The organism is Enterobacter cloacae complex sp. P47BA (assembly GCF_014930485.1).
Lineage (GTDB): Bacteria > Pseudomonadota > Gammaproteobacteria > Enterobacterales > Enterobacteriaceae > Enterobacter > Enterobacter bugandensis.
Genome location: NZ_JADBRF010000022.1, coordinates 1 through 19,850, shown reverse-complemented (window position 1 = coordinate 19,850; position 19,850 = coordinate 1). Strand labels below are relative to the sequence as shown.

At 53.5% G+C, this 19,850-nt stretch carries 18 protein-coding genes; 10 read left to right on the top strand and 8 right to left on the bottom strand.

Annotated features, from left to right (window positions below; all coding sequences use genetic code 11):
- The first annotated feature begins 20 nt into the window (after window positions 1–20).
- Together IM299_RS19605 and ompL are read left to right on the top strand one after the other, a co-directional pair.
- Window positions 21–1,445, top strand: a complete 1,425-nt coding sequence (locus tag IM299_RS19605; RefSeq protein ID WP_193357974.1) for an MFS transporter — start codon at window positions 21–23, stop codon at window positions 1,443–1,445.
- Between the two features lie 74 nt (window positions 1,446–1,519).
- Complete coding sequence (ompL, locus tag IM299_RS19600; RefSeq protein ID WP_045630623.1) at window positions 1,520–2,206, top strand: porin OmpL; 687 nt, start codon at window positions 1,520–1,522, stop codon at window positions 2,204–2,206.
- 51 nt (window positions 2,207–2,257) lie between these two features.
- Here the strand turns inward: ompL and typA are convergent, their stop codons facing one another.
- Window positions 2,258–4,081, bottom strand: coding sequence for a ribosome-dependent GTPase TypA (typA, locus tag IM299_RS19595; RefSeq protein ID WP_028014891.1), 1,824 nt, complete (start codon window positions 4,079–4,081; stop codon window positions 2,258–2,260).
- A gap of 378 nt (window positions 4,082–4,459) precedes the next feature.
- On the opposite strand from typA, the gene glnA reads away from it, so the two are divergent.
- The 4 genes from glnA to IM299_RS19575 all read left to right on the top strand — a co-directional run bounded on the left by glnA (window position 4,460) and on the right by IM299_RS19575 (window position 8,733).
- A complete protein-coding gene (glnA, locus tag IM299_RS19590) occupies window positions 4,460–5,869 on the top strand; it encodes a glutamate--ammonia ligase (RefSeq protein ID WP_008501856.1) in 1,410 nt (469 codons plus the stop codon).
- 169 nt (window positions 5,870–6,038) lie between these two features.
- Window positions 6,039–7,088: a nitrogen regulation protein NR(II) gene (gene glnL, locus IM299_RS19585; protein WP_014172250.1), complete on the top strand. Its 1,050-nt coding sequence runs from the start codon at window positions 6,039–6,041 to the stop codon at window positions 7,086–7,088.
- An 11-nt stretch (window positions 7,089–7,099) separates the two neighbouring features.
- On the top strand, window positions 7,100–8,512 hold the full coding sequence (glnG, locus tag IM299_RS19580; protein WP_028014893.1) for a nitrogen regulation protein NR(I): 1,413 nt from the start codon (window positions 7,100–7,102) through the stop codon (window positions 8,510–8,512).
- A gap of 110 nt (window positions 8,513–8,622) precedes the next feature.
- Window positions 8,623–8,733 carry a YshB family small membrane protein gene (locus tag IM299_RS19575; RefSeq protein WP_017382667.1) on the top strand — a complete coding sequence of 37 codons (111 nt, stop codon included), beginning with the start codon at window positions 8,623–8,625 and terminating at the stop codon, window positions 8,731–8,733.
- A 53-nt stretch (window positions 8,734–8,786) separates the two neighbouring features.
- Here IM299_RS19575 and hemN read toward each other — a convergent pair whose 3' ends face one another.
- Together hemN and yihI are read right to left on the bottom strand one after the other, a co-directional pair.
- Window positions 8,787–10,160 carry an oxygen-independent coproporphyrinogen III oxidase gene (gene hemN, locus IM299_RS19570; RefSeq protein WP_193357973.1) on the bottom strand — a complete coding sequence of 458 codons (1,374 nt, stop codon included), beginning with the start codon at window positions 10,158–10,160 and terminating at the stop codon, window positions 8,787–8,789.
- Window positions 10,161–10,348: 188 nt separating this feature from the next.
- The gene (yihI, locus tag IM299_RS19565; RefSeq protein WP_047052501.1) at window positions 10,349–10,864 is read right to left on the bottom strand and encodes a Der GTPase-activating protein YihI; all 516 of its coding nucleotides are present in this window, start codon (window positions 10,862–10,864) and stop codon (window positions 10,349–10,351) included.
- 577 nt (window positions 10,865–11,441) lie between these two features.
- Between yihI and yihA the strand changes: the two genes are divergently transcribed.
- Window positions 11,442–12,071 carry a ribosome biogenesis GTP-binding protein YihA/YsxC gene (yihA, locus tag IM299_RS19560; protein ID WP_045630625.1) on the top strand — a complete coding sequence of 210 codons (630 nt, stop codon included), beginning with the start codon at window positions 11,442–11,444 and terminating at the stop codon, window positions 12,069–12,071.
- A gap of 312 nt (window positions 12,072–12,383) precedes the next feature.
- Here the strand turns inward: yihA and polA are convergent, their stop codons facing one another.
- A complete protein-coding gene (gene polA, locus IM299_RS19555; RefSeq protein WP_193357972.1) occupies window positions 12,384–15,176 on the bottom strand; it encodes a DNA polymerase I in 2,793 nt (930 codons plus the stop codon).
- A gap of 361 nt (window positions 15,177–15,537) precedes the next feature.
- Window positions 15,538–15,777 (bottom strand): hypothetical protein, encoded by a 240-nt coding sequence (locus IM299_RS22990; protein ID WP_227013203.1) that lies wholly within the window; start codon window positions 15,775–15,777, stop codon window positions 15,538–15,540.
- Between IM299_RS22990 and IM299_RS19550 the strand changes: the two genes are divergently transcribed.
- A complete protein-coding gene (locus IM299_RS19550) occupies window positions 15,674–16,525 on the top strand; it encodes an acyltransferase (RefSeq protein ID WP_320701558.1) in 852 nt (283 codons plus the stop codon). The two genes, IM299_RS22990 and IM299_RS19550, sit on opposite strands and share 104 nt — an antisense overlap.
- 23 nt (window positions 16,526–16,548) lie before the next feature.
- Here the strand turns inward: IM299_RS19550 and dsbA are convergent, their stop codons facing one another.
- The 3 genes from dsbA to IM299_RS19535 all read right to left on the bottom strand — a co-directional run bounded on the left by dsbA (window position 16,549) and on the right by IM299_RS19535 (window position 18,531).
- Entirely contained in the window at window positions 16,549–17,172 is a 624-nt protein-coding gene (gene dsbA / locus IM299_RS19545) for a thiol:disulfide interchange protein DsbA (protein ID WP_028014899.1), read from the bottom strand.
- 27 nt (window positions 17,173–17,199) lie between these two features.
- On the bottom strand, window positions 17,200–18,186 hold the full coding sequence (locus IM299_RS19540; protein WP_047366771.1) for a serine/threonine protein kinase: 987 nt from the start codon (window positions 18,184–18,186) through the stop codon (window positions 17,200–17,202).
- Window positions 18,187–18,261: 75 nt separating this feature from the next.
- Entirely contained in the window at window positions 18,262–18,531 is a 270-nt protein-coding gene (locus tag IM299_RS19535) for a YihD family protein (protein WP_008501866.1), read from the bottom strand.
- Window positions 18,532–18,599: 68 nt separating this feature from the next.
- On the opposite strand from IM299_RS19535, the gene mobA reads away from it, so the two are divergent.
- Both mobA and mobB read left to right on the top strand, forming a co-directional pair.
- Complete coding sequence (mobA, locus tag IM299_RS19530) at window positions 18,600–19,184, top strand: molybdenum cofactor guanylyltransferase MobA (RefSeq protein WP_193357970.1); 585 nt, start codon at window positions 18,600–18,602, stop codon at window positions 19,182–19,184.
- Entirely contained in the window at window positions 19,181–19,684 is a 504-nt protein-coding gene (gene mobB, locus IM299_RS19525; protein WP_193357969.1) for a molybdopterin-guanine dinucleotide biosynthesis protein MobB, read from the top strand. Before mobA ends, mobB begins: the two co-directional genes overlap by 4 nt.
- Window positions 19,685–19,850 lie beyond the last annotated feature (166 nt).

Genomic DNA, 19,850 nt, shown 5'->3' with positions numbered 1-19,850 from the left:
GGGCGCTCTGAGGATCGACCATGACACACAATACTGATCCGTTAACCCTGAAATTGAGCCTGCGAGAGAAGTGCGCCTACGGGATGGGCGATTTTGGCTCGAACCTGATGCTCTGTATTGGCACGCTGTATTTGCTGAAGTTTTACACCGATGAACTGGGGATGCCCGCGTTCTACGGCGGCATAATTTTCCTGGTGGCGAAGTTTTTCACCGCGTTTACCGACATGCTGACCGGGGTGCTGCTGGACTCCCGGCGAAACATTGGCGCGCGAGGAAAATTCCGGCCATTCATTTTGTATGCCTCCGTCCCGGTGGCGCTGGTTGCCACGGCGCAGTTTATGGCCAACGACTTTAGCCTGACGGTCAAAACGGCCCTCGCCACCGTGCTCTTCATGATGTTTGGGCTCTGCTACAGCCTGATGAACTGCGCCTACGGTGCGATGGTCCCTGCCATCACCAAAAACCCGAACGAGCGCGCGCAGCTTGCCGCGTGGCGTCAGGGCGGCGCAACGGTGGGGCTGTTACTCTGCACCGTCGGCTTTATGCCCATTCAGGCGCTGTTCGTCCACCAGCCCTCCCTCGGCTATCTGGTGGCTGCGCTGGTGTTCGTCACCGGCGGCCTGTTCTGCATGTGGTGGTGCTACAGCGGGGTGAAAGAGCGCTACGTCGAGATAACGCCCGATAACCATAAGCCCGGCATTCTGAAATCGTTCTGCGCGATTTTTCGCAATCCGCCGCTGCTGGTGCTGTGCATTGCCAACCTGTGTACTCTCGCCGCGTTCAACATCAAGCTGGCGATTCAGGTCTATTACACCCAGTACGTGCTCAACGACCTGCATCTACTGTCGTGGATGGGTTTTTTCAGCATGGGCTGCATTCTGATTGGCGTGTTTCTGGTGCCCGGCGCGGTGAAGCGCTTTGGCAAGAAGCCGGTCTATCTGGGCGGACTGGCGCTGTGGGCGGTGGGCGACGTGCTGAACTTCTTCTGGGGAACCAGCTCCCTGCTGTTCGTGCTGTTTTCCTGCATGGCCTTTTTCGGCACCGCGTTTGTGAACAGCCTGAACTGGGCGCTGGTGCCGGATACCGTTGATTACGGCGAGTGGAAAACCGGCATCCGCGCCGAGGGATCGGTTTACACCGGCTACACCTTCTCGCGCAAAATCTCCGCCGCCCTCGCCGGCTTCCTGCCCGGCATCATGCTGACCCAGATCGGCTACGTTCCTCACGCCGTGCAGAGCGCGGGTACGCTGCTGGGTTTGCGTCAGCTTATTTTCCTCTGGCCGTGTGCCCTGGCAATCGTCGCCGCCGTGACCATGGGGCTGTTTTATAAACTCAACGAAGCGCGCTTCGCCTTTATTATTGAGGAGATTGGAAAACGGAAGAAACAAACCGCGAATCCCCCTGAGATAACCACCAACAATAAAGCGTCAGCAGTCACTTTATAACAATAAATCCGGCCACTATGTCCTTCCTGTTTATCAGGAGGGAGGCCTTTCTGTACCTGATACATGGACAAATTATGAAAAGAATCATCACTGTACTGATCGTGTCGTCTGTGTCCTGCCCGGTATTCGCCGGGGCATATGTTGAAACCCGTGAAGCCTACAATACGGCCTCTGAGTTGCACGAAGTGATCCTGCGTGCCGGCTATAACTTCGATATGGGCGCGGGGTTGATGTTCACCAACGCCTACAACGTGGGGAGGTGGGATGAGCTCAAGCACAGCTATAACGAAATAGAGGGGTGGTATCCGCTCTTTAAACCGACGGACAAACTCACCTTCCAGCCGGGCGGGTTGATCAACGACAGCAGCGCCGGTTCGGGTGGCGCGGTTTATTTAGATACCAACTATAAATTCACGGACGGGTTTAATCTGACGTTCCGCTATCGCTATAACCATAACAATTACGATACGCCGGACTATAACGGGCAGATGGATAAGAACGACACGCACGAATTCGCCAACTACTGGAATTTCAAGGTGACGGATGCGTTTTTCTACACCTTTGAGCCGCATTTTTTCCAGCGGGTGAATGACTACCACAGCAAAAATGGCAAAGACCATCACTGGGAAATTACCAACAAGTTCAGCTATAAGATCGACAGAAACTGGCTGCCGTACCTCGAACTCCAGTGGCTGGACAGATGGAATGATTACAACCGCGAGCAGTACAGGATCCGCCTGGGGTTACGTTATTCGTTCTAATAAAAAAGCCGCTGATTTCTCAGCGGCTTTTTTTACTACGGATTGACCGTATTAGTCTTCTTTCGCACCGCGCATAGCACGTTTACGATCGTTCTCGGTCAGGTGACGTTTACGGATACGAATTGACTGTGGAGTCACTTCTACCAGTTCGTCATCATCGATGAACTCCAGAGCCTGCTCCAGGGTCATCTTGATCGGTGGAACCAGAACCGTTGCTTCGTCAGTACCGGACGCACGCATGTTGGTCAGCTTCTTACCGGTCAGGCAGTTTACCGTCAGGTCGTTAGAACGGCTGTGAATACCGATGATCTGGCCTTCGTAAACTTCAGCACCGTGACCCAGGAACAGCTTACCGCGATCCTGCAGACCGAACAGCGCAAACGCGACCGCTTTACCCTGACCGTTGGAGATCAGCACGCCGTTGTTACGCTGGCCCACTTCGCCCGGACGAACGTCATCGTAGTGGCTGAAGGTGGAGTACAGCAGGCCGGTACCGGAGGTCATGGTCATGAACTCAGAACGGAAGCCGATCAGGCCACGGCTTGGGATCACGTAGTCGAGACGTACGCGGCCTTTGCCGTCTGGATTCATGTTTTTCAGGTCGCCTTTACGCTCGCCCAGTGCCTGCATCACAGAACCCTGGTGCTGCTCTTCTACGTCCAGCGTTACGTTTTCGAACGGCTCTTGTTTACGGCCATCGATTTCACGGAAGATTACTTTCGGACGGGAAACCGCCATCTCGAAACCTTCACGACGCATGTTTTCGATCAGAACAGACAGGTGCAGTTCACCACGACCAGAAACGCGGAATGCATCAGCGTCTTCGGTTTCTTCAACGCGCAGCGCAACGTTGTGCACGAGCTCTTTGTTCAGACGGTCAAGGATCTGACGAGAGGTAACGAACTTACCTTCTTTACCACAGAACGGAGAGGTGTTGACGTTGAAGAACATGGATACGGTTGGTTCATCAACGGACAGGGCTGGCAGCGCTTCGACGTTCTGCGGATCGCAGATGGTGTCGGAGATGTTCAGTTCACCCAGACCGGTGATCGCGATGATGTCGCCCGCTTCAGCGATGTCGCTCTCGATACGCTCAAGACCCAGGTGAGTCAGGACTTTACCGACTTTACCGTTACGGGTTTTGCCTTCGCTATCGATGATAGTGACCTGCTGGTTAGGCTTCACTTTACCGCGCTTGATACGGCCAATGCCGATTACGCCAACGTAGTTGTTGTAGTCGAGCTGGGAGATCTGCATCTGCAGGGTGCCTTCCAGGTCAACGTTTGGCGCAGGAACACGGTCAACAATCGCCTGATACAGCGGGGTCATGTCTTCAGCCATGTCTTCGTGGTCCAGACCTGCGATACCGTTCAGCGCAGAGGCGTAAACGATAGGGAAGTCCAGCTGCTCGTCGGTCGCGTCGAGGTTAACGAACAGGTCGAAGACCTGGTCAACAACCCAGTCAGGACGCGCGCCAGGGCGGTCAACTTTGTTGATAACAACGATTGGCTTCAGACCATGGGCAAAAGCTTTTTTGGTCACGAAGCGCGTCTGTGGCATTGGGCCATCCATTGCGTCAACGACCAGCAGAACGGAGTCTACCATGGACATTACACGTTCAACTTCACCACCGAAGTCGGCGTGCCCTGGGGTATCAACGATGTTGATACGGTAGTCATTCCATTTAATCGCGGTGTTTTTCGCGAGGATGGTAATCCCACGCTCTTTCTCCAAATCGTTGGAGTCCATCACGCGTTCTTGGGTTTCGGCACGCGCATCAAACGTACCGGATTGCTGCAGCAGCTTATCAACCAGGGTAGTTTTACCATGGTCAACGTGCGCGATGATGGCGATGTTACGCAAATTTTCGATCACAACTTTGCCTCAGGCATTTAGAAATAGCGCGTTATTGTACACGGATTAATCGCACTACAAAACAGGATCACAAACATCCCCCGCAAACAAGTATTGCAGAGATGCTTTGTGATCGCTTTCACGGAGCGGTAAAAGGGCACTTTAACGTAAATTGCACCAATATGGTGCTTAATGTTCACATTGAAGCACCATACTGGTGCAACAAATCCATCATGGTGCAGCCCTTTTGCACTATGGTGCGCATGATAACGCCTTTTTGGGGTGTTTTAAAAGTTGGCACAGATTTCGCTTTATAAAAAATACATGGCAACAGCCAGTACCAACAGAAATTGAAGACCTCGTTACCACGACGACAATGACCAATCTGGAGAGTTAAGTATGTCCGCTGAACACGTTTTGACGATGCTGAACGAACATGAAGTGAAGTTTGTTGATCTGCGCTTCACCGATACCAAAGGTAAAGAACAGCACGTCACAATCCCTGCTCATCAGGTGAACGCCGAATTCTTTGAAGAAGGCAAAATGTTTGACGGCTCCTCCATTGGTGGCTGGAAAGGCATTAACGAATCCGACATGGTTCTGATGCCAGACGCAACCACTGCGGTCATTGATCCGTTCTTCGAAGAACCAACCCTGATCATCCGCTGCGACATCCTCGAGCCAGGCACGCTGCAGGGCTACGACCGCGACCCACGTTCTATCGCTAAACGCGCTGAAGAGTACCTGCGTTCCACCGGCATCGCGGACACCGTTCTGTTCGGGCCAGAGCCAGAGTTCTTCCTGTTCGACGACATCCGCTTCGGTGCCTCTATTTCTGGCTCCCACGTGGCTATCGACGACATCGAAGGCGCATGGAACTCTTCCACCAAATACGAAGGTGGTAACAAAGGTCACCGTCCTGGTGTGAAAGGCGGTTACTTCCCGGTTCCTCCGGTCGACTCTGCACAGGATATCCGTTCCACCATGTGCCTGGTGATGGAAGAGATGGGCCTGGTTGTTGAAGCGCACCACCACGAAGTGGCGACGGCGGGTCAGAACGAAGTGGCAACCCGCTTCAACACCATGACCAAAAAAGCGGACGAAATTCAGATCTACAAATACGTTGTGCACAACGTTGCGCACCGTTTCGGTAAAACCGCGACCTTCATGCCAAAACCAATGTTTGGCGACAACGGTTCCGGTATGCACTGCCACATGTCTCTGTCCAAGAACGGTACCAACCTGTTCTCTGGCGACAAATATGCCGGTCTGTCCGAGCAGGCGCTGTACTACATCGGCGGCGTAATCAAACACGCTAAAGCGATCAATGCCCTGGCGAACCCAACCACTAACTCCTACAAGCGTCTGGTCCCGGGCTACGAAGCGCCAGTTATGCTGGCCTACTCTGCGCGTAACCGTTCTGCTTCTATCCGTATCCCGGTGGTGGCGTCTCCTAAAGCGCGTCGTATCGAAGTTCGCTTCCCGGACCCAGCGGCTAACCCATACCTGTGCTTCGCAGCACTGCTGATGGCCGGTCTGGACGGTATCAAGAACAAGATTCACCCAGGCGAAGCGATGGACAAAAACCTGTACGACCTGCCGCCAGAAGAAGCGAAAGAGATCCCACAGGTTGCTGGCTCTCTGGAAGAAGCCCTGCAGGCGCTGGATGCAGACCGCGAGTTCCTGACTGCGGGTGGCGTATTCACTGACGACGCTATCGATGCTTACATCGCCCTGCGTACTGAAGAGAACGACCGCGTGCGTATGACTCCGCATCCGGTTGAGTTCGAACTGTACTACAGCGTTTAATTTAGTTGTTTTACCCGGCGTCAAAAGCGCCGGGGGTAGTTGCCGTGGAAACTTTTAGCCCATCTCCGGATGGGCTTTTTTCTCCACCAACAACCTGATCTCACGCGCTTTTTACGCCGAAACCGCTATACTGCACTAAAACAGTGCAACGACTCCAGGAGACTGCTGAATGGCAACTGGCACGCTGCCCGATGCTGGGCAGATTCTCAATTCTTTGATTAACAGCATTCTGCTGGTCGACGACGAGCTGGCCGTCCATTACGCCAACCCGGCGGCGCAACAGCTGCTCGCCCAGAGTTCACGCAAACTGTTTGGCACCCCGCTTCCTGAGTTGTTGAGCTATTTCTCGCTGAATATTGGCCTGATGCAGGAAAGTTTGCAGGCCGGTCAGGGGTTCACCGATAACGAAGTCACGCTGGTGATCGACGGGCGCTCACATATTCTCTCTCTTACCGCGCAACGTCTTCCCGAAGGACTGATCCTGCTGGAAATGGCGCCGATGGATAATCAGCGTCGCCTGAGCCAGGAGCAGCTTCAGCATGCGCAGCAAATTGCCGCCCGTGACCTGGTACGCGGTCTGGCGCATGAAATCAAAAACCCGCTGGGTGGGTTACGCGGCGCGGCGCAGCTTCTGACCAAGGCGCTGCCCGATCCCGCGCTGGCGGAGTACACCAACGTCATCATTGAGCAGGCGGATCGCCTGCGTAACCTGGTCGATCGCCTGCTCGGGCCGCAGCAGCCGGGTATGCACGTTTCAGAAAGTATTCATAAAGTCGCTGAACGGGTGGTGAAGCTCGTCTCCATGGAGCTGCCGGAGAACGTCACGCTGGTGCGTGATTACGACCCAAGCCTGCCGGAACTGGCGCATGACCCGGACCAGATTGAGCAGGTTCTGCTGAATATTGTGCGCAATGCCCTGCAGGCGCTGGGGCCGGAAGGGGGCGAGATTATTTTACGCACCCGCACCGCCTTCCAGCTCACGCTGCACGGCGTGCGCTATCGTCTGGCGGCACGCATCGACGTTGAGGATAACGGGCCTGGCATTCCTTCTCATCTGCAGGACACCCTGTTCTACCCAATGGTAAGCGGGCGCGAAGGCGGTACGGGACTGGGCTTATCTATCGCCCGCAGCTTGATCGATCAGCACTCCGGAAAAATTGAATTTACCAGTTGGCCGGGACATACCGAGTTTTCGGTTTTCCTGCCGATTAAAAAATAAAGGTGACGTTTATGCAACGAGGGATAGTCTGGGTAGTCGATGACGATAGCTCCATCCGTTGGGTGCTTGAACGCGCACTCACAGGGGCAGGTTTAAGCTGCACGACGTTTGAGAGCGGCAGCGAGGTGCTCGACGCACTCACCACCAAAACGCCGGACGTTCTGCTGTCGGATATTCGCATGCCGGGCATGGACGGGCTGGCGCTGTTAAAGCAGATCAAACAGCGCCATCCTATGCTTCCGGTCATCATAATGACGGCTCATTCCGACCTGGATGCCGCGGTGAGCGCCTATCAGCAAGGGGCGTTCGATTATCTGCCCAAACCGTTCGATATCGACGAAGCGGTGGCGCTGGTTGAGCGCGCGATTAGCCACTACCAGGAGCAACAACAGCCGCGCCACGCGCCCGATTTTGGGCCAACCACTGACATCATCGGCGAAGCGCCGGCGATGCAGGACGTGTTTCGCATTATTGGCCGTCTGTCCCGCTCGTCCATCAGCGTGTTGATTAACGGGGAATCGGGTACAGGTAAAGAGCTGGTGGCGCATGCGTTACATCGCCACAGCCCGCGGGCAAAAGCGCCGTTTATCGCCCTCAATATGGCGGCGATCCCGAAGGATTTGATTGAGTCCGAGCTGTTCGGCCACGAAAAAGGGGCGTTTACCGGCGCGAATACCATTCGCCAGGGGCGCTTTGAGCAGGCTGACGGCGGCACGCTATTCCTGGACGAGATCGGCGATATGCCGCTGGACGTTCAAACTCGCCTGCTGCGCGTGCTGGCCGACGGGCAGTTTTACCGCGTGGGCGGCTATGCGCCGGTGAAGGTGGACGTGCGTATTATCGCCGCGACGCACCAGAACCTGGAGCTGCGCGTGCAGGAGGGCAAATTCCGTGAGGATTTATTCCATCGCCTGAATGTGATCCGCGTCCACCTGCCGCCGCTGCGCGAGCGTCGGGAAGATATCCCGCGCCTGGCGCGTCATTTCCTGCAGGTGGCGGCCCGCGAGCTGGGCGTGGAAGCCAAGCAGCTTCACCCGGAAACCGATGCCGCCCTCACCCGTCTGGCGTGGCCGGGCAACGTTCGCCAGCTGGAAAACACCTGCCGCTGGCTGACCGTGATGGCCGCCGGACAGGAAGTGTTGATTCAGGATCTCCCTGCCGAACTGTTTGAGGCCACCGCGCCCGAAAGCAGCACCGGGCACGCGCTGCCGGACAGCTGGGCAACGCTGCTGGCGCAGTGGGCCGACCGCGCGCTGCGTTCCGGTCATCAAAACCTGCTGTCTGAGGCTCAGCCAGAGATGGAGCGTACGCTGTTGACCACCGCGCTTCGTCATACGCAGGGCCATAAGCAGGAAGCCGCGCGCCTGCTGGGATGGGGACGTAATACCCTGACGCGCAAGCTGAAAGAGCTGGGAATGGAGTGATCGTACGCCGCTGTGTAAAGGTTATTAATTGAGCGCAAATTGCCGTTATTTTGCGCTTTACTGTTCCGATGAGTTTTGTATGATCGTGCCCGGAAATTGGGGGAACCATCATGCTGGAATCATTAGTGACTTTACTGTCGAGCGGAGCAGCTGAAAGCCACACGCCGCAAACCGCTGTTGCTGCGGTATTATGTGCGGCGCTGGTTGGGCTGTTTAGCTAGCAGGTTGAAATGTAAAAGCCGGGTAGCGGCTTCGCCTTACCCGGCTTTGCGCCTTAAATCACCCGTGAAAACTGCTGCATACGCGCCTTCTGGCGCAGATACGCGTCAAAGCACATGCAGATATTACGGATCAACAGACGCCCTTTCGGCGTGACCTCAATCGCGTTCTCCGACACATCCACCAGCCCGTCTTTTGCCAGCGGCGCAATCAGCTTCAGGTCTTCCGCAAAATATTCGCTGAATGTCAGATCCCACTGTGCTTCCACGTCGCTAAAGTCGAGACGGAAGTTGCAGATAAGCGCCTTAATCACATCACGACGAATGCAGTCGTCACGGGTCAGCGCGATGCCGCGCCACAGCGCGTTGCCGGTTGCATCAACCTGCTGGTAGTAGAGCTTCAGCTCTTTCTGGTTCTGCGCGTAGCAGTCACCGATCATGCTGATGGCGGAGACACCCATGCCGAGCAGATCGGTATCGCCCTGAGTGGTGTAACCCTGGAAGTTGCGGTGCAGAACGCCGTCACGCTGGGCAATCGCCAGCTCGTCATCCGGACGGGCAAAGTGATCCATGCCGATAAATTGATAGCCGCTCTCGGTCAGAGAGGTGATGGTTTCCTGCAGGATATCCAGCTTCTGCTGGGCAGAAGGCAGATCGGCATCTTTGATTTTGCGCTGGGCGGCGAATAGCGTCGGCAGGTGCGCGTAGTTAAAGACGCTCAGGCGGTCCGGGCTAAGTTCAGCCACGCGCCTCAGCGTGAAGGCGAAGCTCTCCGGCGTCTGCTTTGGCAGGCCGTAAATCAGGTCGATGTTGGTCGAGGTAAAGCCAATGTCGCGTGCGTGGTTGAGTAAGGCGAAGATAAACTCTTCGTCCTGCTCGCGGTTGACCAGACGCTGCACCTCTTTATTGAAATCCTGCACGCCCATGCTCAGACGATTAAAGCCTTCGACGCGTAAGTGATCCAGTACATCCAGCTCAATTTCACGCGGATCGACTTCGATCGAGATTTCGGCGTCGTCGTTAAAATTGAAATTTCCGCGCAGCAGCGTCATCAGGCGGCTTATTTGCGCCTTATTGAGATACGTTGGCGTGCCGCCGCCCCAGTGAAGCTGGCTGACGTGACGCCCTTTAAAAAGCGGCGCGCGGTGCACAATTTCCTGTTCGAGCGCATCGAGGTATTGGTCGGCTTTATGCTGCTGACGGGTCACGATTTTATTGCAGCCGCAGAAGTAGCAGAGCTTATGACAGAACGGAATATGGACGTAGAGCGACAGCGGACGCTCTGGATAGCGCGCGACGGCCTGCAGAAAATCCGCCTCGCCGAAGGCATCGGAGAACTCCAGCGCGGTGGGGTATGAGGTATAACGCGGCCCGGAATAGTTATACTTCTGGATTAGGGCCAAATCCCAGTCGATAGTTGGTACAGACATGCTCACTCCTTCCGTTGGTGTCGCGTTCGTATACGGCGGCCCGCTCTGGTCCCGTTGCGGGCCATCATTCGGGTGCGCAGCCACTTCTGTCGCCGCGACAACCGCCGTAGTTTAACGAATAACCACACCAGATAACATATAACCGGAAGGGTTATAAGCAGGACGAGTGTACCTGCCGGGTGCAAATGTTAGTTTCCACCTTTCAGCAGACGCATCATATCTTCCTGCTTTTCGTCTTCCTCTTCGTCTTCTTCATCATCGTAGGACAGACCCAGCTTCTGCATCAGTTCATCAATGCGGTCCAGTTTGGCGTCCACCCAGGACTGCTCTTCAGCGGTCAGGGTTTCACCCTCTTCAAGACGTTCCAGCAGCGCATCCAGGCGCTCATCGTTCTCCAGCATATCCAGCTCAGCCTGCGGTGAAAGCATAGGTTTCTCGCTCTTTGGTTTGTGCTGCTTAGTAACCGGGGTGTCTGTCACGCCCAGTGGAATGGGAGTTTTACTGCCGATACGAGGGTCTTTCTGCTGTTTGCCTTTTGCAGAGGCGCCCGCTGCACCACCGCCGTTGGCACGGCTACCCGCAGCATGACCGCGATGTTTTTTGTCGCGTTTGCGGTCGCGCGCTTCCTGGTTCAGTTCTTCGCGCGTTTTGCGGCGTGCTTTTGCAGGGCGTTTCGCGCCCGCAGCGGAGGTTGGTTTTTTCATGATGTTTTATCTTAAAGTCGTTTTCTTCAGTATAGAATTGCGGCGAAATCTAGCAGAAAGCAAGCAAAGAAAAAAGGCGACAGAGCAATCTGTCGCCTTTTTTCCTGACTCACAACCCTTAACGGGTCAGACATTCCATGTTTACCAACAACACACCCTGTTTATCCTTTGGCTGATACCGTCCGTGTATGGTTCCATTTCCTGTTAAAACGCCTCCAGGCGCTGGTCGTCCTGACTATCCTGCGTCTTCGCCTCCTGGCGCTCCTGACCCTAATCCTTAAGTCGATTTCCTGTTGGCTTCCTCGCCTTGCCGCATACTTTACCTTGTTCCGTTAAACTAACAAGCAACGAAACGGTACAAATACGGATTTTCAGATAATTACCTGGAAATAAGCTTATGATTTAAAACAGTTTGCATTTTTTGACGTCTGCGAATTCTCTGAAATCTCCCATAGCAACATTAGCCGATCTCTCACAGCCGTTTGGGCATTCGCCTGCAAGCCTCGTGCAATCAGAAAAGCCTTTTGCCCGCATTCGGGTATAATCCCTCCAGATTACGATTTTTGGAGACGACCACGTGACTACCTGGAACTACCAACAGACGCATTTTGTCACCAGTGCGCCCGATATTCGCCACCTGCCTTCTGATACTGGTATTGAAGTGGCATTTGCTGGCCGCTCAAATGCGGGGAAATCCAGCGCCCTGAATACGCTGACCAATCAGAAGAACCTGGCACGTACCTCAAAAACACCTGGCCGTACCCAGCTGATTAACCTCTTTGAAGTGGCTGAAGGCAAACGCCTCGTAGACTTGCCGGGATACGGCTACGCGCAGGTGCCTGAAGAGATGAAGATCAAGTGGCAGCGTGCGCTGGGCGAATACCTGGAAAAACGCCTGTGCCTGAAAGGTCTGGTGGTGCTGATGGATATTCGTCACCCGCTAAAAGATCTCGATCAGCAGATGATCGACTGGGCCGTAGCAAGCGATATCGCCGTGCTGGTGCTGCTGACGAAAGCCGACAAGCTGGCAAGCGGCGCGCGTAAAGCGCAGGTGAATATGGTTCGCGAAGCGGTACTGGCCTTCAATGGCGATGTACAGGTTGAGCCTTTCTCTTCGCTGAAAAAACAGGGCGTGGACAAGCTGCGTCAGAAGCTCGACAGCTGGTTTAACGAGCTGGAACCCGCGACGGAAGCGGAAGAAGAGTAATACCGAGCGCGGCGATGTCCGCGCTTTTTTTTGCCCGAACTTTTCTTTGCCGCAATAAAAAACGCCCCAGTCATTACTGACTGGGGCGGCTAAAATATTCAGCCAAATCCGATTACGTGAAGTAAAAGGTCTGAAAGATAGAACATCTTACCTCTGTACCCTACGTCGATAACTCTACCCCTTTTTTTGCTGTAGAAAAAGCACTTTTTGTAGTTTTTTTTCATTCTTTACATAGGGAATTCTAATGATCGTCACAAAACGCGCGTTGTTATGTTGCTAACTTACATAAAAAGCGCGTTATTCACAGAACCTTTAGTGAGCCTGATCCCAGTTTTCACCACTTCCCACTTCCACCAGCAACGGCACGTCTAGCGTCATGCTGCTTTCCATGAGTTCGTGGATCTTTTTCGACACAATATCGAGATCGTCTTTGTGCACTTCAAACACCAGTTCATCGTGTACCTGCATGATCATTTTCACGCGCGGCTTCTCTTTCTCCAGCCAGGCATCAACAGCGATCATTGCGCGCTTGATGATGTCCGCTGCGGTACCCTGCATCGGGGCGTTGATCGCCGCACGCTCTGCGCCAGCGCGGCGCGCCGCGTTGCTGGATTTGATGTCCGGGAGATAGAGACGACGGCCATCCAGGGTTTCAACGTAACCTTTCTCTTTCGCCTGCGCGCGGGTGCGTTCCATATATTCCAGAACGCCCGGATAACGCTCGAAGTAAAGATCCATATACTTCTGCGACTCTTTGCGCGGAATGTTTAGCTGGCGTGAAAGGCCAAACGCGCTCATGCCGTAGATTAGACCGAAGTTGATCGCTTTTGCACTGCGGCGCTGTTCGTTGGTCACGTTGTCCAGCGGTAAACCAAAGACCTCCGCCGCGGTCGCCCGGTGGATGTCTTTTCCTTCCGCAAATGCCGTCAGCAGACCTTTATCGCGGGACAGGTGCGCCATAATGCGCAGTTCAATTTGCGAGTAGTCCGCCGAGACAATCAGATAATCCTCTGGTGCGATGAAAGCCTGGCGAATACGGCGGCCCTCTTCGTTACGCACCGGAATGTTCTGCAGGTTAGGATCGGTTGACGAGAGACGCCCGGTTGCCGCTACCGCCTGATGATACGACGTGTGCACACGGCCCGTTTTCGGGTTGATCATCAGTGGAAGTTTGTCCGTGTAGGTAGACTTCAGCTTCGCGAGACCGCGGTACTGCAGAATCACTTTTGGCAGCGGGTAGTCCAGCGCCAGCTCTTCCAGCACCTCTTCAGAGGTTGACGGCGCGCCGCCAGGGGTTTTCTTCAGCGGCTTGATGCCCTGCTTTTCAAACAGAATGGTTTGCAGCTGCTTCGGTGAAGAGAGGTTAAACGGCTCGCCTGCAAGCTCATGCGCTTTCTGCTCGAGCTCGGTCAAACGCTGCGCGAGCTCGCCAGAGTGGTTATGCAGCACCGTTGGATCGATCTTAACGCCATTGCGTTCGATACGGGACAGCACGGGCACCAGCGGCATTTCAATATGCTGGAATACGTTCAGCGGACCTTCGTGCTTCTGCAGTTTCGGCCACATCTTCAGATGCAGTTGCAGCGTGACGTCGGCATCTTCCGCCGCGTAGCGCCCTGCCTCTTCAAGAGCAATCTGGTTAAAGGTGAGCTGATTTTTCCCTTTACCGGCAATCTCTTCAAAGGTAATGGTTTTGTGCTTGAGCCAGCGGTCAGATAAGGAATCCATATCATGGCGGCCCGCCACGCTGTCCAGAATGTAGGATTCGAGCATAGTGTCAAAGGCAATCCCGCGCAGCTCAATGCCGTAGTTCTGCAGAATGCCGCGGTCGTACTTGAGGTTTTGCCCAACCTTCAGCGCCTTTTCGTCTTCCAGAATCGGCTTCAGTAGCTCGAGCGCGCGCTCGCGGGAGATCTGCTCCGGCGCATCCAGGTAGTCGTGCGCCACGGGAACGTAGGCGGCAATACCCGGCTCTGTCGCAAAGGACAATCCCACCATATTGGCTGAGATGTTGTCGAGGCTGTCTGTTTCGGTGTCAAAGGCAAAGACCGGCGCTTTTTTCAGTTTCTCGATCCAGGCGATCAGCTGTGACTCTTCCAGAATGGTTTCGTAGTTGTCGAAGGAGAGCGCTGCGGCTTCTTCTTCCGCCTGATCTTCGGCATCAACGACAATCGTCTCTTTCGGCTTAGCAGCAGGTTTGGCCCCTTTAGCCTGCAGCCATTTACCGGCTTCTACGTCAGTGGTCCAGCGCTTGAATTCGTATTTCTTAAACAGGCTCAGCAGGTCGTCAGCGGAAGGCTGTTGCACTTCCAACTGCTCACAGCCCAGCTCCAGTTCCACATCGGTTTTGATTGTTGCCAGCTTATAGGAGAGATAAGCCACCTCTTTGTTCTCTTCCAGCTTCCCGGCCATGGTTTTTGCGCCACGGAAGGAAAGTCCGGCGATTTTGTCTGATTCCGCGTAGATCGTATCCAGGCCACCCAGCCCCTGAAGCAGCGCCTGCGCGGTTTTTTCACCGACGCCAGGAACGCCAGGAATGTTATCCGAGGAGTCGCCCATCAACGCGAGGAAGTCGATAATCAGCTCTGGCGGCACGCCATACTTAGTGACTACTTCTTCTGGCCCCAGAATGGTGTTGGTCATGGTGTTGATCAGGGTAATACCTGGCGTCACCAGCTGCGCCATATCTTTATCACCGGTGCTGATCAGCACCGGACGGCCCATTTTTTCAGCTTCACGCGCCAGCGTACCGATGACGTCGTCAGCCTCCACTCCAGAGACGGCCAGCAGCGGCAGGCCCATTGCTTTCACCATGGCGTGCAGTGGCTCAATCTGCGCACGCAGATCGTCAGGCATTGGCGGACGATGGGATTTGTAATGTTCGAACAGCTCATCGCGGAAGGTTTTGCCTTTCGCATCAAAAACGACAGCCGCATGGGTGGGCTGATACTGAAGAATCAGGCTGCGTAGCATGTTCAGCACGCCGTACATCGCGCCGGTAGGTTCCCCTGCGCTATTGGTCAGAGGAGGAAACGCATGGTACGCCCGATACAGGTAAGAAGAGCCGTCGACGAGAATAAGTGGGTTTTCTGGGATCTGAACCATAATGTCCGTGCCTTTAATCAATTTATGCGTAAAGGATGCCACAGAAGGATGAAAACATCAGTTATTCAGGTTCGATACAGGAAAAGATTTTGCGATCGTGAGGATCGCTCGCAAAATTCAAACTGTGGATAAGTTTGTGAATATTTTCACTTCAAATGAAAAACAGATACTAAAAGCAGGTGCGCGTTGAGAATAAATTATTACATATCATAACGTTAACAACTAACACTGCATGAAAATAGCCTGCTGATGGCAATTTAGTCTATGTGGATATAAGTCCTGATTAGCGCACAATAATAGAGAAATCTTCTGCTTCAGGGGAAAAGCCGTCTATTGACGATATGAAAGCGCCATAATTTTGTCACTTTTCTGATAAAATCAGCCCCCAGCGCCGTATCATCGGCGGGTCCATTAAAGCTAACCACCTGAAAAAGCTCATCATGTCGAGATTGCTCGCTGCAATAACATTACCGCTAAGCATCATTTTAACAATTCTGGTGACGATTGCGTGTTCTGTGCCAATCATTATCGCCGGGATCGTTAAACTGCTGCTGCCTGTGCCTGCGGTGTGGCGATCCGTCTCTGCGTTTTGTAATTTCATGATGTATTGCTGGTGTGAAGGGCTAGCGATCCTGCTGTGCCTGAATCCGCATCTGAAGTGGGATGTCGAAGGGCTGGAGAGCCTCAACAAAAAGAACTGGTACCTGCTGATCTGCAATCATCACAGCTGGGCGGACATCGTGGTGTTATGCGTGCTTTTTCGCAAACATATCCCGATGAACAAGTACTTCCTGAAGCAGCAGCTCGCCTGGGTGCCCTTTATCGGGCTGGCCTGCTGGGCGCTCGATATGCCGTTTATGAAACGCTATTCGCGCAGCTATCTGATTCGTCATCCGGAGCGTCGCGGTAAGGATGTGGAGACCACGCGCCGCTCCTGTGAAAAGTTTCGCGCACATCCAACGACCATCGTGAACTTTGTGGAAGGCTCACGGTTTACGGAAGATAAACATCAACAAACACGCTCCCCTTATCAGAACCTGCTTCCGCCAAAGGCGGCGGGTATTGCGATGGCGCTTAACGTGCTGGGTGCACAGTTCGATAAACTTCTGAACGTTACGCTCTGCTATCCGGAAAATGACAGGACGCCATTCTTCGATATGCTCAGCGGCAAGCTGACTCGCATTGTTGTTCGGGTGAATTTAGTGCCGATCGATGCCGGGCTGCACGGTGACTACGTTAACGATAAGAATTTCAAACGTGGTTTCCAGCAGTGGCTTAATACGCTCTGGAAAGAGAAAGACGAACAGATAGACAGCATTAAATCTTCATACAAAAACGCCGGTCAGTGACCGGCGTTTTCATATCAACGAAATTACTTCTTCTCAACCAGGTATTTCACGGTATCAGCATACTGCTGTACGAAAATATCCATGCTGCTGGTGTCCATGCCCTGCATGTTCAGCTGATATTTGCCGTTAACAAACATCGCCGGAACGCCCTGAAGCTGCAGATCAGCAGCCGCTTTTTCCTGCTGAGCAACCAGAGATTTCACTACAAAGCTGTTCCACGCGGCGTCGTACTCTTCACCTTTCACACCGGCATCAACGAACACTTTGCGGATATCCGCAGTGGTCTGAACGGTCTGGGTTTTCTGTACGGCCTCGAACATTGGAGCAGTGATTTTATCTTCCACGCCCAGCGCCATCGCAACCGCCCACGCCTGAGTCAGGTCTTTACCCAACGGGCCCAGGAATTCAACGTGGTACTTGGTCATTTTGGTGCCTTCCGGCAGCTTTTTCTTCACGTTGTCAGAAACATGCAGCACCTCTTCGAATTGATAGCAGTGCGGGCAATAGAATGAGAAGAACTCCAGAACCTGTGGCTCGCCAGCAACCGGCTTTTCCAGCGTGATAAACTGTTTACCGTCGGTAAACTGCGCAGCAGAAGCGCTAAATGCCAGAATCATACCTGCCAGCGCCAGCCAAATTTTTTTCATGATTAACTCTCTCCTGGGTGTGTCCAATTAATACATCGGCGTTAATTGCAGAGGGGGTTCCTGAAGAACCTTAACCTGCTGAGTGAATGTAGATATCTGGCTGCGCCAGTAATCTTCTCCGGTAAGCCACGGGAAATTACGAGGAAATGCGGGATCGTCCCAACGCCTGATTAACCATGCGAGATAATAAACAAAACGCATCGCACGTAAAGGCTCAATCAGGGCAATTTCGTCTGAATTAAACGGGCTAAATTCTTCATAGGCTTCAATAATCGTTTCAAGCTGCATGCGCTGCTCGGCTTTGTCGCCATTGAGCAGCATCCACAGATCCTGAACCGCTGGTCCCATGCGCGCATCGTCGAGATCGACAAACAGTGGGCCATCGCGCCAGAGAATATTTCCGGCGTGACAATCGCCATGCAGGCGCAGAACGGAAATATCATCACGCCAGCAGGTTTTCACCGCAGCAATAAGCTTATCGGTGGCGTTGAGGAAATCATCCTTCAACGCAGCGGGGATCAGCGCAGACGTTTCGAATATCTGACGTGGTTCGGTGAGATATTCATGAATCCCGATCGTTGGTCGGGCAGTGAACGCTGTTTTACGTCCCGTCTGATGAATGCGTCCCAGATAGCGAGCAACCCACTCCATCTGATCGATATTATCCGCTTCAAACTGGCGGCCACCCAGACTGGGGAATACGGCGTAGTAAAACCCTTCATGCGTGAGCAGCGTTTGGTTATTGAACTTTATCGGTGCGGCAACGGGGACGTCATCAACCAGCAGATCGTGAGCAAACTGGTGCTCCTCCTGAATTTGCTGTGCAGACCAACGTTCAGGGCGATAGAACTTTACGACGAAGCGCTGACGATCCTCGTCCTGAAATTGATAGACGCGGTTTTCGTAGCTGTTTAACGGAGTTAGCCCGGAATCCACACGAATACCCTGTTCAAACAGGGCATCCATAATGGTATCCGGGTGTAGTGTCTGGAAAGTAAAAGCCTGGTCGTTCATCCGATCATCCGGAAATTATACGAATGATTCAGGATATCATCTTGTAGCGATTTCGGTGGCTCCGCTTACAAGCTTTTACTCTTTAATTACGCCTCGGGCGCGCAGCAATGCAGTTTTAAAATCTTCCTCATAATCCTTCTGAATACCAGGAATAACAGCATCTTTGGCTGAGTCGCGCATTTTGAGGTGGTAGATCAGGATGTCGTCAGAAAGGTCTGCCAGATCGCCGTCAAAACCTGACTCTTTTGCCAGTTTCTGTAAGAATTGCATCAGATTCAGCTCTGGCTCTTTTTGCCAGGCTGGCTGGAGGAGTTCAATGACTTCATTCAGACGTTTACATTTCATGGTGGTGCTCCTTTCATTTAGAGTGACACGTTAGCAGGGTCAATCCCACAATAAAAGAGGCGATATTCGTGAATCTTAGCCTGGAAATCACTGGGGTCGTTCTGGCAGGCGGCAGAGCTACGCGGATGGGCGGGGAAGATAAAGGACTACAGCTCCTGAAAGGCAAGCCCTTATGGCAGCATGTCGCTGATACGCTTGTCGATCAGGTATCGGCAATGGCGCTGAGCGCAAATCGCCATATCGATATTTACCAGCGCAGCGGGTTTCCCGTTTATCAGGATAATCTCGCAGATTTTCCGGGGCCGCTGGCCGGTATGCTTTCGGTGATGCAGCAGTCGCAGGGAGAGTGGTTTCTCTTTTGTTCGTGTGATACGCCATATATACCCACCTGCCTGGTGGAACGGATGGTGCAACAGCGAGGTGATTCACCCGTGGTCTGGGTGCATGACGGCGAGCGCGACCACCCAACTATCGCGCTCATTAACCGATCCTTGATTCCTGCTATGAGCGACTATCTGGCTTCCGGAGAGCGAAGAGTGATGGTGTTTATGCGTAAGGTCGGCGGACATACTGTTGATTTTAGCGACATGAAAACATCGTTCGTGAATGTGAACACAATAGAAGATTTACAGGCCATGCAGGAGAAGAGATGAATTCTGTTTTAGCCATTTCAGCCTGGAGTGGGACAGGAAAAACCACGTTGCTGAAAAAACTGATACCCGCACTGTGCGCCCGCGGTATTCGTCCAGGCTTGATTAAGCATACTCACCATAATATGGATATCGATAAGCCGGGCAAAGATAGCTATGAGCTGCGCAAAGTGGGTGCCGCGCAGACAATGGTAGCAAGCAACCAGCGTTGGGCATTGATGACAGAAACGCCGGATGAGGCACCGCTGGATCTCGCGTATCTGGTGAGCCGGATGGATCATTCCACGCTGGATCTGGTGCTGGTTGAGGGATTTAAGCATGAGGCCGTGCCTAAGATCCTACTGTTCAGAAGTGATGCCGGGCACGATATCAGCGAGTTAACGCTGGATGAGCATGTGATTGCGGTGGCCAGCGATGTTGCTCTCGATATTGAGGTTCCGGTGCTGGATTTAAATGATGAGGATGGGATTGCTGAGTTTATTGTGAAGTGGTGTGCGGTCTGACTTGCCGGGTGGCGGCTTCGCCTTACCCGGCCTACGGTTTGTGCAGCGCAGAAACGCAAAAAGGCCATCCTTTCGGATGGCCTCTTCACTTATTTGATGCCTGGCAGTTCCCTACTCTCACATGGGGAGACCCCACACTACCATCGGCGCTACGGCGTTTCACTTC